This window comes from Pseudomonas sp. DW-iso3 (assembly GCF_058725305.1).
Genome location: NZ_JBZXDZ010000013.1, coordinates 65,793 through 79,212 on the forward strand (window position 1 = coordinate 65,793; position 13,420 = coordinate 79,212).

The following is a 13,420-nucleotide window of genomic DNA, read 5'->3' on the forward strand; positions in this document are numbered from 1 at the left end:
TTCTGCCTACAGAGAAAGGGGAGTGTTCATGCAGGTATTAGAGAAAAATCGCAGCTTCACTCAATTGATCGAGTTTCAGATCGAGCCCCGGCAGCAACGGGCCCTGGTGGCGGCGTTGACCACTCAAAGCGAACGCCTGGCCCAAGGCCATGGCGGCTTTATCAATGCAAGTGTGCAAGTCAGCGATGACGGCCGGCGGGTGCTCAATTACCTGCAATGGCGCTCGCGGGAGGATGGCGAGGCGGCGTTCAAATGCTTCGAGCACGGCGAGGAGGATTTCTGGACGCTGATTCGCGCCCACCAGGCCACGGCCGTGACCTTCGGTTCGTTCCAAGTGCTGCGCAGCTTCGAGCGTAGCCACGATAACGCATTGCACTGCCGTCTAAATGGATAGGTGCAGCATGCGCTCGCCCTGCACGTTTTCGCCTGGGCGGCGTTTGTTCACCGCCAACTCGCCGATCTTGATCAGGCGTGTGCGCGTGACGTTGCGGCTCAAGCCCAGCAGGTTGGCGGTGTGCACCTGGTTGTAATGGCTGAAACGGTAGGCGGCGCGGAGCAGGGCGTCCTCGACCTTTTCATGCAGGGCCCCGGCCTGTTCCTCAAACAGCTTTTGGAAGGCCCGCGCCAGCAACGCTTCGGCGCTGTTGTCAGTGCCGTGCTGGCTGTCGTCCTGACGCTCGATGCGCATGTTCGACAGGCGTAAATCGTCGCGTTCGATCACGCCATCGCGGCAGATCAGCAGGGTGTGGTGAATCACGTTTTCCAGCTCACGGATGTTGCCCGGCCAACTGTAGCTCTTGAGTTTGTGCTCGGCCTCGCGGCTGATGGTGATCGGCCCGTAACCCAGGCGCTGGCTGTAGGCTTCGATAAAATGCCGGGTCAGCGGCAAGATATCGCCTGGCCGGTCACGCAAGGGGCTGAGCTCCAGGCTGACCACGTCGAGACGGTAGTAGAGGTCCTCGCGAAAATGCCCGGCATTGATGGCTTTTTCCAGTTGCACGTTGGTGGCGGCTAGGACCCGCACATCAATCGGAATGCTCTTGCGCGACCCCAGGCGTACCACTTCGCGTTCCTGTAGGACGCGCAACAGTTTGACCTGGATCGCCATCGGCAAATCGCCGATCTCATCCAGAAACAACGTGCCGCCGTCGGCCTCTTCGAACCAGCCGGCCTTGGCACTGAGGGCGCCGGTGAAGGCGCCTTTTTCGTGGCCGAACAGCTCGGCTTCCACCAGGGATTCGGAGAACGCACCGCAGTTCACCGCCACGAATGGCCGGTTGCGCCGCGCGCTGAGGTTGTGGATATGCCGTGCCACCAGCTCTTTACCGGTCCCGGTCTCGCCGATGATCAACACGCTGGCTTCGCTGGGCGCCACTTGCTGGATGTGGTCGAGCAACGCCTGGGATTTAGGGTCTTCGAAGACCTGGGCCGTGGCGCGGATCGACGTCGCGAGGGTGGGCGAGGGCGGTAGGGTCAAAAGCTGCATGGGCACCTCTCTTAGGAATAGAACGTTGGAATCGGCAGGGCTTGGTTCAATGCCCAATCCCCGAGTTCGTGGAGCTTGTAGTCCACCGGGTCGTGCAGGGTTTGCGTGCGCAGGTTGCGCCAGTGGCGGTCCAGGCGCAGCGATGCGTGGGTGGAGCGCGCGCCGGTCACTTCGAACAGGCGGCTGCACAAGTCGAGACCTTGGCGGGTCGCGGCGACCTTGGCGGTGGCGATAGCGATAGCCAGTTGGCCACGCTCGTTTTCGCTGAGGTTCGGGCCCTTTGCCCAGGCTTGGTCGAGCAACTCGGCGGCGCGCTCCACCAGCAGGTGCACACCTTCAAGGGCGACCCAGAATTCTCCGTAGTGATGCAGCACGTAAGGGTCCTGGCGCACGTCTTCGGCACTGGATTTATGCCACGAACGGGTTTCGGTGAGCGTGTAGTTGCGCGCTTCTTCGAAAGCGCCTTCGGCTATACCGAGGAACATATGCGTGAAGGTCAACTGCGCGATCAACGGGCGCAGGCAGGCAAAGGGCGTGCTCAGCGGGCCGGGATCGAGCAGCAGTTCGGATTCTTCGACGCGCACCCGTTCGAAGCTCGCGCTGCCGCTGTCGGTCTGGCGCTGGCCGATATTGTTCCAATCGTTGTGCAAAGTGATGCCGCTGCGGCCGCTGGGGATGGCGGCGATCAGCAGCTTGCCGCCGGCGGTTTCATCCACCGCCGAGGCGATCAGCATTTCCGAGTCGCTGGCGCCGGAGCAGAAGCTCTTTTTGCCGGAAAACTCGCGCCAGCCGCCGAAATCCTTAACCACCGTGCGCGTGTCCAGCGGGTTGAGGGCATTGCCCCAAAACCAGTTTTTTCGTGCAGTCTGTTCGAACCAGGGCTGCCATTGGTCCGGGCGTGAAAACAGGCGCACGGTGGCGAGCATCAAGTGGTGAAAACCGAAGACATGGGCGATCGAACTGTCGACCTTGGCGAATTCGCGCACGATGCCGAGGGTGTCGCTCCAGCGTGCGCCGAGGCCGCCGTATTGGATGGGAATACTCAGGGCCAGCAGGCCGCTCTGGCGCAGGGCGTCGCGTTCGGCTTTGGGCGTGCCACCGCGCTCGTCACGCTCGACGGCGGTGCGGGCGAATTCGGCGGCCAGCCGTTTGGCGGTCTGCAAAGGGGAGGGCAGGACGCTGTGGGGGTTGGCTGTCACGGGGGATTCCTCTATTTGCCTTGTAGGCGCTGGCAAGCCGGCGCCTACAGAAGGGCAGCGGTTCAGGCCTTTGTCGTCGGCAGTACATCGTTGGCAATCATTTCGCCGAACGGGCCAGTGAGGTTGGTGACGCCGCGCCCGGCAAGGCTGGCGTAGGGTTCCGGCAGCAACGGGAACACCAGCTCGGCGAAGCGATAGGCTTCTTCCAGGTGCGGGTAGCCGGAGAAGATGAAGCTCTCGATCCCCAGGTCTGCGTATTCCTTGATGCGCTCGGCCACTTGCTGCGGGTTGCCGACCAACGCGGTGCCGGCACCACCGCGCACCAGGCCGACGCCGGCCCACAGGTTGGGGGCGATTTCCAAGTTGTCGCGGCGCCCGTCATGCAGGGCGGCCATGCGGCGCTGGCCTTCGGAATCGAAGCGCGAGAAGGATTTTTGCGCGGCGGCGATGGTTTCGTCGCTGATGTGCTCGATCAGTTTGTCGGCGGCTTTCCAGGCGTCCTCTTCGGTCTCGCGCACGATCACATGCAGGCGGATGCCGAATTTCACGGTGCGCCCGTGGCGTGCGGCGCGCTCACGCACATCCGCAAGTTTTTCCGCGACGGCGGCCGGCGGTTCGCCCCAGGTCAGGTACACATCGACCTGCTCGGCGGCGAGGTCGTGGGCGGCATCGGAAGAACCGCCGAAATACAGCGGCGGATAAGGCTTCTGCACCGGCGGATAAAGCGCTTTGGCGTTCTGTACGCGCAAGTGTTTGCCTTCGAAATCTACCGATTCGCCCTGCAATACGCGGCGCCAGATCTGTAGGAATTCGTCGGAGACTTCGTAGCGTTCGCTGTGGTCAAGGAAGCTGCCGTCGCCGCGGTTTTCGTCGGGGTCGCCGCCGGTCACCACGTTGATCAGCAGGCGGCCGTTGGACAGGCGGTCCAGGGTCGCCGCCATGCGTGCCGACACGGTGGGCGAGATGATGCCCGGACGAATGGCCACCAAGTAACGCAGGCGTTCGGTCAACGGCACCAGCGCCGAGGCGATGACCCAGGAGTCTTCGCACGAGCGCCCGGTAGGAATCAGCACGCCGTGGTAACCCAGGCTGTCAGCCGCCTGTGCGACTTGCTTCAGGTAATTGAGAGTGACCGGCCTTGCACCTTGTGTGGTGCCCAGGTAATGACCGTCGCCGTGAGTGGGCAGGAACCAGAAAACATCCATGACAAATCCTTAAGCGATTTTCAGCAGAGAGGGGGCGTGCGCAGTGAACAACGGTGCTGCACGTTCTGCCGCCAGTTGAATACGGGCTTTTAATAGGTCGCTGGTTATTTGGTAGTCGGTGAAGTCCGCCTCGGTGGCGTACACGCCGACGGGCAGGGTCAGCGCCTGGAAGAAGCTGAACAGCGGACGCAACTGATGATCGAGGACCAGCGCGTGACGTTCACTGCCGCCGGTTGCAGCCAGGAGCACGGGTGTGTTGACCAACGCATTGAGGCCGATCAGGTCGAACAAATGCTTGAGCAAACCTGGGTAGGAACCGCGATAGATCGGCGCCGCGACGATCAGCAGGTCGGCCTGTTCGATGGCCAACAGTTGCGCCTCGACATCGGCGGGCAACTCATCGCGCGACAACGCGCCGCCGAGAGGCCGAGCGATGTCGCCCAGTTCGATCAGGGTGGTCTCGATCGGCAGCAACGTAGCGATTTCAGCCAGTACAGCCTGGGTCAGTACGAGGGTGCGGGACGGACGCCAGGTTCCGCCGGAGAGGGCGACGACATTCAGGGGACGGGTCATGAACAGTTCCTTTTTCAACAGTGGTTCATAGCAAAGGGGTACAACCGGTTGAGCAAGAGCTGTACCAACGGGTGCAGGCCTTGAACGGCGTGGGTTGCAGGCTCACTGCTGAAAAGTGCGGGTGTTGGCTGCCTGGTGATTTGTTGAATGACTGTTGCTAGCGAAACAGTTGCGTGGGCAACAGTGCTGTCGCCGTTCAGCATCATTTATAGAGGGTTACTTTTATTCCGTAAATGAACGTATTTCCATATTTATAGATCTTAAAGGAATATGAAAGCGCCGCTATCGAAGGTGCTTCAGCGGTTGATAGCAACTATCACGGCAGGTGATTTTTCCCTGCGCGAGGGCGGGAGTAGCCTGTGTTCATTGACTCGAAACCTCCTTTGCAGGGCCACCGCCATGAACCGATTCCTCGCTGTTTCCTTATTGATTGTCAGTGCTGTCCTTGCTGGATGTGCGACCCATCCATCGCCAGAGATGCGCCCTTACACCGCCGAAGAAACCAAACAGTTGGCCCTGGAAGCGTTGAGTCGTCGTGGTTTGTCATTTGATGAATATCAACAGCAGCGCGCTGCACTCACCGGCCAGCCACAGAGACCCTTCGGCTTTGATCGTCAAGGCGAAATGAACGCCGAACGCAGTGTGACCCTGCATGGTCGTCCCAGTTGAGCCTGCGTCCGACGGCAAAAAGCCCGAGGTTTCCCTTAAGGAACCTCGGGCTTTTTGTTTTCCATGGGGCGACTTCAGCCTGTTAAGCTGAATTTCAGGAGCGTTCCTACGCACATTTACATAAAGTGGTCCTTCTTTAATGGCATTCGATCGGTTAAACCTGACGACCTCTGTCCCGGTCCGTGCCCCTGAGACGCTGCTCTCGGGAACCTGCTCTGCGAGTTTTCAATGTCATGAATAAACGTCCGCTGTATTTCGACTACGCCGCCACCACCCCGGTGGATGAGCGGGTCATCCAGGTGATGGTCGAGTGTCTGGGCTTCAATGCCAACTTCGGTAACCCTGCGTCCAGTTCCCACGCGTTCGGCCAGGCGGCGCGGCACACGGTCGAACAGGCGCGTCGTCAGGTGGCCGAGTTGGTCGGTGCCAACCCGGAACAAATCGTCTGGACTTCCGGCGCCACCGAATCCAACAACCTTGCGATCAAGGGCGTGGCCCAGGCGCGAGGTGTGGCGGGTGGGCATATCATCACCAGCCAGATCGAACACAAGGCCACCCTGGATACCGCGCGACAACTGCAGGAAGCGGGCGTGGCCGTGACCTACCTGGTGCCGGATGCCGAAGGCCTGATCAGCGCCGATGCTGTCAGTGAAGCCTTGCGCGAGGACACCTTCCTGGTGTCGCTGATGCTGGTGAATAACGAATTGGGCACCCTCAACGACATCCCGGCCATCGGCGCTCGCGTGCGTGAGCACGGTGCGTTGTTGCATGTGGATGCGGCGCAGGGGGCGGGCAAGGTGGCGATCGACCTGGCGCAGTGGCCGGTGGACTTGATGTCGTTTTCGGCCCACAAATTGTATGGCCCCAAAGGTGTCGGCGCTTTGTATGTCGGCCCGCGGGCGCAGCAGAAGGTGTTGGCGCAGATTCACGGCGGCGGTCACGAAGGCGGCCTGCGCTCCGGCACCTTGGCAACGCATCAGATTGCCGGCATGGGCACCGCGTTTGCGTTGGCGGCGGCGTCTTTTGCCGAAGAAAAGGCGGTGATCGTGGCTCTGCGCCAGCGCCTGCTGGACCAGTTGGCGTCGGTGGCCGGCGTGCGCCTCAATGGCAGCGCCACGCAACGTATTCCACACACCCTGAGCCTCACGTTCAGTGAAGGCGAATTCAATGCCGCTGCGTTGAGCGCGGGGATCGCGTTCTCTGCGACGTCCGCCTGCAATTCGGCGAGTAACGCGCCGTCCCATGTGCTGCTCGCCCTGGGCCATGATGCACGCAGCGCCGGCCGTACCATTCGCTTGAGCCTGGGCCGGTTTACCACCGAACAGGATATTGACCAGGCGGTGCAGTTGATCAAGTCAGCCCTGGCCAGTGCACCGGCCTTCTGGGCGGTCTGATTCATTTATCGCAACACATAATAATTATTCGTGGTTAGCAGGAGACACAATGAGTACGCAGCCTTTGACCCATGGAACGGTTCCCCAGCGCCTGGCGCATACCCGTGAACTGATGAGCCGCGAGGGCATCCACGCCCTGCTGGTGCCGTCGGCCGACCCGCACCTGTCCGAATACCTGCCGGGTTACTGGCAGGGGCGGCAATGGTTGTCGGGGTTTCATGGTTCGGTGGGGACGCTGATTGTCACTGCGGATTTCGCCGGTGTGTGGGCCGACAGCCGTTACTGGGAACAGGCGACCAAGGAACTCAAGGGCAGCGGCATCGAACTGGTCAAGCTGCAGCCGGGCCAACCCGGGCCACTGGAGTGGCTGGCCGAGCAAACACCGGAAGGGGGTGTCGTCGCGGTGGACGGTGCAGTCATGGCTGTGGCGTCGGCGCGAACCCTGGGTGGCAAGTTGGCAGAGCGTGGCGCCCGACTGCGTACGGATGTCGACCTGTTGGATGAAGTCTGGAAAGACCGCCCGGCATTGCCGAACCAGCCGATCTATCAACATTTGCCACCGCAGGCCACTGTCAGCCGTGGTGAAAAACTCGCCTCACTGCGCGCCGCCTTGAAAGAGAAGGGCGCCGATTGGCATTTCATTGCAACCCTGGATGACATCGCCTGGCTGTTCAACTTGCGCGGTGGTGATGTTTCCTTTAACCCGGTGTTTGTGTCCTTTGCATTGATCAATCAGCAGCAAGCCACGTTGTTCGTGGCGCTGAGCAAAGTCGATGGTGAGCTGCGGTCGGTGCTGGAGCAGGATGGCGTGACGCTGCGCGACTACAGCGAAGTGGCTGACGCGTTGCGCGCGGTGCCTACGGGCGCCAGCTTGCAGGTGGACCCGGCGCGCGTCACCGCTGGCCTGCTGGAAAACCTGGATGCTGGCGTCAAGCTGGTCGAAGGGCTTAACCCGACCACATTGGCCAAGTCCCGCAAGAGTCTTGCCGACGCGGAACATATCCGCCAAGCCATGGAGCAGGATGGCGCGGCGCTGTGCGAATTTTTCGCCTGGCTGGACAGTGCGTTGGGTCGTGAACGTATCACCGAACTGACCATTGACGAACACCTGACTGCTGCGCGCACCCGTCGGCCCGGTTATGTATCGCTGAGTTTCAACACCATCGCAGCCTACAACGCCAATGGCGCAATGCCGCATTACCATGCCACTGAAGAAGAGCATGCGCTGATCGAAGGTGATGGCTTGTTGCTGATTGACTCGGGTGGCCAGTACCTGGGCGGCACCACGGATATCACGCGGATGGTGCCTATCGGCACGCCGAGTGACGAGCAGAAGCGTGACTGCACCCGCGTACTCAAGGGCGTGATCGCCTTGTCCCGTGCACACTTCCCGAAAGGGATCCTGTCACCACTGCTGGACGCCATTGCCCGCGCGCCGATCTGGGCGGAAGGCGTGGACTACGGCCACGGCACCGGGCACGGTGTAGGCTATTTCCTCAATGTGCATGAAGGCCCGCAAGTGATTGCCTATCAGGCCGCCACGGCGCCGCAAACGGCGATGCAGCCGGGGATGATCACTTCCATTGAGCCGGGCACCTACCGTCCGGGACGTTGGGGTGTGCGCATCGAGAACCTGGTGCTCAACCGCGAAGCCGGCAAGACTGAGTTCGGCGAGTTCCTGAAGTTCGAAACCCTGACCTTGTGCCCGATCGATACGCGCTGCCTGGAGCCCGCGCTGCTGACGGCGGACGAGCGCGAGTGGTTCAACGCTTACCACGCTGAGGTGCGTGCGCGGTTAAGCCCGTTACTCAGTGGTGCTGCGCTTGAGTGGTTGCAGGTACGCACTGCGGCTATTTGATCGCCTGCAGTTCAGGGGCCTGGGCCAGGGCGTCGGCCATATAGTCGACGAATGCCTTGACCCGGGCTGACTGGCGACGGTTGGGCGCCGACACCGCATGGATCGGCAGCGACTGCGCGGTGTAGTCCTGCAACAGTGCGACCACGCGGCCGGCCTTCAAATCGTCGTAGAACAACCATAGGGGCGACAGCGCAATGCCGAGCCCCGTCAACACCATTTCCCGCACCGCTTCGGAGTTGTTGCTCTGGGCGTTGCCGGTGATGCGCACGCTGTGTCGCGTGCCCTCCTTTTCGTACACCCACTGGTTCTGGCTGCTGAGCAGATTGAAGAGCAGGCAGTTGTGCTGGCTGAGCTCATGCGGGGTTTGCGGCGCGGGATGGCGGGCCAGGTAGTCCGGGCTGGCCAGGGTGACGCGGTGGGTGGTACCGATCTGTCGTGCAATCAAGCCACTGTCGCGCAATTCGCCAATTCGCAGAGTCACGTCCAGGCCTTCGCTGACCATGTCCTGCAGGTGATCGTTGAGTTGCAGGTCCACCTGCACGTCCGGGTATTGCTGCAGGAAATCGCTGAGGCGTGCAGCAATATGCAGGCGCCCGAAACTGACCGACGAACCGATGCGCAAGGGACCGGCGATCGCCTCTTTGCCGGTCTGGAAACTGTGTTCGGCAGCGTCCACGGCGGCGAGGATTTCACGGCAATGGCTGTAGTACCGTTGACCTTCGTCGGTCAGAGACAGTTGGCGCGTACTGCGGGCAATCAACTTGCCGCCCAGTTCGGTTTCCAGGGCGCGCAGTATTTTGCTGATGGTGGGCTGGGTGGTCTGCATTTCCCGGGCGACGGCGGAAAAACTGCCGCGTTCAATTACCCGAACGAAAATCGCCATTGCGTTGAGTTTGTCCATGAGCTGTCCGAACCATGCCAAATGGGCATGAGCACTATAGCTTTTTAGCGTCTTATCAGCATGAGTCGGCAGACGGATCATGGGCTTCATCCTCCTATGACACGAGATCGCCAACATGACTGATATGCACGCTTTGATTGTGGACGCCGTGGATGCGCCGTTTCGGCTGACGACAATGCCCAAGCCAGTGGCCGGCGCTGGCCAAGTGCTGGTTCGGATTCGCGCCAGTGGCCTTAACCCATTGGACGGCAAAATTCGCGCAGGCCAGGCTGCTCATGCGCGCCAACCTCTGCCGGCGGTACTCGGGATGGACTTGGCGGGCACCGTTGAAGCCGTCGGCCCTGGCGCGGGTGGGTGGCAGGTTGGCGATGATGTGTATGCGTTGGCAACCGGGATTGGCGGCGCACAGGGCTCGCTGGCGGAATATGCGGTAGTTGATGCGCGCTTGCTGGCGAAGAAACCCGCGACCTTGAGCATGCGTGAAGCGGCGGTGTTGCCGCTGGTGTTGATTACGGCTTGGGAGGGTTTGGTGGACCGGGCTCAGGTAGGTTCTGCACACAAAGTGTTGATCCAGGGTGGTGCTGGCGGGGTAGGGCATGTCGCGGTGCAATTGGCGCTTGCTTACGGCGCGCAGGTGTATGCCACAGGCTCTGCCAGGCATCGCTCGGTCATCGAGGGGCTTGGCGCGACGTTCATCGATTATCAGCAGCAGACGGTTGAAGCCTATGTCGCGCAGTACACCGCGGGCGAAGGTTTCGACATTGTGTATGACACCGTCGGCGGGGAGACGCTGGATGCATCCTTCCGAGCGGCCAAGACCTATCACGGTCACGTAGTGAGTTGCCTGGGATGGGGGCAACACAGCCTGGCGCCGTTGTCCTTTCGTGGGGCGAGCTACTCTGGCGTGTTTACCTTGTTACCGTTGTTGACTGCAAAAGGGTGTGAACATCACGGGCAGATCCTTTCCGAGGCCGCGCGGTTGATCGATGCCGGCAAGCTCAAGCCGATCATGGACGGGCATCAATTCGATTTGCACAGTGCAAACGCCGCTTACGATCTGCTCGCAGGCGGCGCGCAAGGGCGCTTGGCGATCGAGATCTAACTCAAGGCTTCACGCACGAAATCCAGACGGTCCTGACCGAAGAACAACTGTTTGCCTACAAACATGCTGGGTGCACCGAACACGCCGCGTTGAACGGCCTGTTCGGTGTTGTCTTTGAGGGCAGCCTTTACACGTTCTTCATTAGCCAGTGCCAGCAGCTCATCCGGGTCAAATCCGTGTTCGGTGAGCACGGCAGCCACCACAGTGGGGTCTCCCAAGTGGCGGCCATCGACCCAGAGCGCGCGGAACAGGCAATCGACAACGTCCTGGAAACGTTCAGGGTGGTGCAATTGGACGCCGGTGATCACGCGCATCAATACCAGGGTGTTGATGGGAAAATGCGGGTTGAACTGGAGCGGCACGTTGTAGCGACGGGCATAACGTGCAAGGTCATCAAACATGTAGCGACCTTTTGCGGGAACGGTGATTGGAGAGGCGTTGCCGGTGGCCTTGAACACGCCGCCCAACAGCATGGGCTTGTACACCAACTGCGTACCGGTTGCCGCGCACAACGCCGGCAGTTGAGTGTAGGCCAGGTAGGTGGCAGGGCTGCCGAGGTCAAAGAAGAATTCCAAGGTTTTACTCATGGTCGATGCTCGCTGCTTATTGTTATGGGGCGTGCTCACCAGGGTTCATTCCAGGGGCGCAGGTCCAGTTCGAAGGTCCAGGCATCGCGTGGCTGGCTATGCAGGTACCAATAGTTATCGGCGATGTGCTCGGGGTTGAGGATGCCGTCCTGGTCCTTGAGCGCGTATTTTTGCGGGAAATTGTCGCGAATGAAGTCGGTGTCGATGGCGCCGTCGACCACGATATGGGCGACGTGGATGTTCCTGGGGCCCAATTCCCGCGCCATGCTCTGCGCAAGCGCCCGAATTCCGTGCTTGGCCCCGGCGAATGCAGCAAAACCTGCCGCACCGCGCAACCCTGCGGTGGCCCCTGTGAACAGAATGGTGCCTCGATTGCGCGTGACCATGCGCTTGGCCACCTCGCGTGCATTCAGGAAGCCCGAAAAACAGGCCATCTCCCAGATCTTGAAATACTTGCGCGCGGTTTCTTCGAGGATGCTGCACGGGACGTTGGCGCCGATGTTGAACACGAAGGCTTCGATGGGGCCCAGGTTGGTTTCGATGTTTTCGATCAGTGCGATGACGTCGTCTTCCTTACGTGCATCGCAGGCAAACCCATGGGCCTCGCCGCCTGCAGCTTGAATACTGTCTACCAGTGGCTGCAGTTTGTCGGCACTGCGGCGTGTCACGCAGGCCACATAGCCTTCGCGGGCAAAGCGTTTGGCAATGGCGCCGCCGGTTGCGTCACCGGCGCCCACTACCAATACGATTTTCTTGTTGTGCGTCATGGGAACTCCGTTGGCTCGATAGTCGAGCAGGAGTTTAGACGCAGCGCCGCGAAGGGCTGGATTTGTATCTGGAATTTAATAGGAGCAGTCAGGGGATGACTGCTCGAGCAACTATTTACAGATGACGATCATGCTTCGGCTGGTATAGCCGGCAGGATTGAGGCCGAAGGGGTAGTCCCCTGGTTCCTCGGAGTTGTCACCGGACTTTGCGATAACCCGATAGCCCTTGGCGCCGCAAGAGTTGGTTGCGCTGGTGTAGCACTGGTCCCAGGAAGAAGACAGGCCGGAACAGTTGATATGCAGCCCTTTTTTGCCACGTTTCACTTCTGTCTTGGTGGTCGCGGCACAACCGGCAATCGCCATGACCATTAACAGTATAAAAATTCGCTTCATTCCTATCCTTAATAGCCACCCTGCAGTGCTACAGGCGGCTCTACTCGCTCTCGGGTGTCGCGTTAGCGCTGTCCTTGTCGGAGTTCTCCATGAATGACATTTGTTGACCGCTTAAACATGGCCTAAATGAGCGCCAAATGCCAGAGCTACATTCAAACAGGCTTCAATCGGCTGGAACCAGCGGTTTTGAGTCGTTGCGCATCGTCACCGTTGCGCCTACGGAGGCCAAGATGATGCAAATGATCGCCAGCCACTGCGCGAATGACAGGTGTTCGTGCAGGAACAACAGGCCGGAGAAGGCGCCAAACGCTGGTTCGATGCTCATGAGCGTGCCGAAGGTGCGGGCGGGAAGGCGGGTCAGTGCGACCATTTCCAGGGTATAGGGCAGAGCGGTGGACAGAATGGCCACACCGATGGCGATAGGGATCAACGCGGGGGTCAGCAATGCGCTGCCTGCATGGACGATGCCGATAGGGGCAACAAACAAGGCTGCGATCATTACGCCAAGGGCGGCGGTCTGCACGCCGTTGTCATTACCGGCTTTCTGACCATACAGAATGTAGAGCGCCCAGCAGACCCCGGCACCCAGAGCGTAGCTCGCTCCCACTAGATCGATCCCGCTGCTCGCTTCGCCCAGTGGGATAAGCAAGAGCAAGCCGATGATCGCCAGGGCAATCCACAGGAAGTCGACTGCGCGTCGAGAGGCATAGATAGCGACAGCCAACGGGCCGGTGAATTCCAGGGCGACCGCAATTCCCAAAGGTACGCTGCGCAGGGACATATAGAAGAGGAAGTTCATGCCGCCCAATGCCATTCCATAGATGATCACCGTTCGCAGGGACTTTGCCGTCAACGTGGCGCGCCATGGGCGTAATAGAAACAGCATGATCACGCTGGCAAAAATCAGGCGCAGTGCCGTGGTGCCCTGTGCCCCGACGATAGGGAACATGGTCTTGGCCAGCGAGGCGCCGGACTGGATGGAGGCCATGGCGATCAGCAGCAGGCCAATGGGGAACAATGTCGCGCCCAGGCTGCGGGGGGAGGTGGTCATTTGGGAGTGTTTGTCCAAAGTCATAGTAAAAGAAGCATGGGCGCTATGATGCTTAACTGTTTGAGAATGGGCAATATATTGCTCAACTATCCTTCTGACGTTTTTATAAAGGGCGGATTTTGAAGTTTCCAGCGCCTTTGATAGAAAAACCAAATTAGGAGTTGACGGCAGATTTCAGAAGTCTATAATTCGCCCCACTTCCGGCGCAGTCGAAACGGAAAACTCCTTGGTAAAC

At 60.2% G+C, this 13,420-nt stretch carries 14 protein-coding genes; 5 read left to right on the forward strand and 9 right to left on the reverse strand.

Annotation, left to right across the window (positions count from 1 at the left end):
* Positions 1 to 28 precede the first annotated feature (28 nt).
* Positions 29 to 394, forward strand: coding sequence for an antibiotic biosynthesis monooxygenase (locus AC4PS7_RS28560; RefSeq protein WP_010211589.1), 366 nt, complete (start codon positions 29 to 31; stop codon positions 392 to 394).
* Here AC4PS7_RS28560 and AC4PS7_RS28565 read toward each other — a convergent pair.
* The 4 genes from AC4PS7_RS28565 to msuE form a co-directional block, all read right to left on the reverse strand.
* Positions 383 to 1,486 (reverse strand): sigma-54 interaction domain-containing protein, encoded by a 1,104-nt coding sequence (locus AC4PS7_RS28565; protein WP_021492095.1) that lies wholly within the window; start codon positions 1,484 to 1,486, stop codon positions 383 to 385. The two genes, AC4PS7_RS28560 and AC4PS7_RS28565, sit on opposite strands and share 12 nt — an antisense overlap.
* A gap of 11 nt (positions 1,487 to 1,497) precedes the next feature.
* Positions 1,498 to 2,685, reverse strand: a complete 1,188-nt coding sequence (locus tag AC4PS7_RS28570) for an acyl-CoA dehydrogenase family protein (RefSeq protein WP_021492094.1) — start codon at positions 2,683 to 2,685, stop codon at positions 1,498 to 1,500.
* A 62-nt stretch (positions 2,686 to 2,747) separates the two neighbouring features.
* Positions 2,748 to 3,890: an FMNH2-dependent alkanesulfonate monooxygenase gene (gene ssuD, locus AC4PS7_RS28575; protein ID WP_010211585.1), complete on the reverse strand. Its 1,143-nt coding sequence runs from the start codon at positions 3,888 to 3,890 to the stop codon at positions 2,748 to 2,750.
* A 9-nt stretch (positions 3,891 to 3,899) separates the two neighbouring features.
* The gene (gene msuE / locus AC4PS7_RS28580) at positions 3,900 to 4,463 is read right to left on the reverse strand and encodes an FMN reductase (protein ID WP_010211584.1); all 564 of its coding nucleotides are present in this window, start codon (positions 4,461 to 4,463) and stop codon (positions 3,900 to 3,902) included.
* Between the two features lie 399 nt (positions 4,464 to 4,862).
* On the opposite strand from msuE, the gene AC4PS7_RS28585 reads away from it, so the two are divergent.
* From AC4PS7_RS28585 to AC4PS7_RS28595, 3 genes are all read left to right on the forward strand, one after another.
* Complete coding sequence (locus AC4PS7_RS28585) at positions 4,863 to 5,132, forward strand: hypothetical protein (protein WP_021492092.1); 270 nt, start codon at positions 4,863 to 4,865, stop codon at positions 5,130 to 5,132.
* A gap of 233 nt (positions 5,133 to 5,365) precedes the next feature.
* Positions 5,366 to 6,526 carry a cysteine desulfurase family protein gene (locus tag AC4PS7_RS28590; protein ID WP_010211582.1) on the forward strand — a complete coding sequence of 387 codons (1,161 nt, stop codon included), beginning with the start codon at positions 5,366 to 5,368 and terminating at the stop codon, positions 6,524 to 6,526.
* A 49-nt stretch (positions 6,527 to 6,575) separates the two neighbouring features.
* Complete coding sequence (locus tag AC4PS7_RS28595) at positions 6,576 to 8,384, forward strand: aminopeptidase P family protein (protein ID WP_069673174.1); 1,809 nt, start codon at positions 6,576 to 6,578, stop codon at positions 8,382 to 8,384.
* On the opposite strand, the gene AC4PS7_RS28600 is transcribed toward AC4PS7_RS28595, so the two are convergent.
* The gene (locus AC4PS7_RS28600) at positions 8,377 to 9,285 is read right to left on the reverse strand and encodes a LysR family transcriptional regulator (RefSeq protein ID WP_042571648.1); all 909 of its coding nucleotides are present in this window, start codon (positions 9,283 to 9,285) and stop codon (positions 8,377 to 8,379) included. The two genes, AC4PS7_RS28595 and AC4PS7_RS28600, sit on opposite strands and share 8 nt — an antisense overlap.
* 115 nt (positions 9,286 to 9,400) lie before the next feature.
* Between AC4PS7_RS28600 and AC4PS7_RS28605 the strand changes: the two genes are divergently transcribed.
* Positions 9,401 to 10,387, forward strand: coding sequence for a zinc-dependent alcohol dehydrogenase family protein (locus AC4PS7_RS28605; protein WP_069673173.1), 987 nt, complete (start codon positions 9,401 to 9,403; stop codon positions 10,385 to 10,387).
* Here the strand turns inward: AC4PS7_RS28605 and AC4PS7_RS28610 are convergent.
* The 4 genes from AC4PS7_RS28610 to rhtA all read right to left on the reverse strand — a co-directional run bounded on the left by AC4PS7_RS28610 (position 10,384) and on the right by rhtA (position 13,185).
* The gene (locus tag AC4PS7_RS28610; RefSeq protein ID WP_010211578.1) at positions 10,384 to 10,974 is read right to left on the reverse strand and encodes a 2-hydroxychromene-2-carboxylate isomerase; all 591 of its coding nucleotides are present in this window, start codon (positions 10,972 to 10,974) and stop codon (positions 10,384 to 10,386) included. The genes AC4PS7_RS28605 and AC4PS7_RS28610 overlap by 4 nt on opposite strands.
* A gap of 35 nt (positions 10,975 to 11,009) precedes the next feature.
* Positions 11,010 to 11,741 carry an SDR family oxidoreductase gene (locus AC4PS7_RS28615; RefSeq protein WP_010211576.1) on the reverse strand — a complete coding sequence of 244 codons (732 nt, stop codon included), beginning with the start codon at positions 11,739 to 11,741 and terminating at the stop codon, positions 11,010 to 11,012.
* A 111-nt stretch (positions 11,742 to 11,852) separates the two neighbouring features.
* The gene (locus AC4PS7_RS28620) at positions 11,853 to 12,134 is read right to left on the reverse strand and encodes a hypothetical protein (RefSeq protein ID WP_021492088.1); all 282 of its coding nucleotides are present in this window, start codon (positions 12,132 to 12,134) and stop codon (positions 11,853 to 11,855) included.
* A 163-nt stretch (positions 12,135 to 12,297) separates the two neighbouring features.
* Positions 12,298 to 13,185: a threonine/homoserine exporter RhtA gene (gene rhtA / locus AC4PS7_RS28625; protein WP_010211573.1), complete on the reverse strand. Its 888-nt coding sequence runs from the start codon at positions 13,183 to 13,185 to the stop codon at positions 12,298 to 12,300.
* Positions 13,186 to 13,420: the final 235 nt, after the last annotated feature.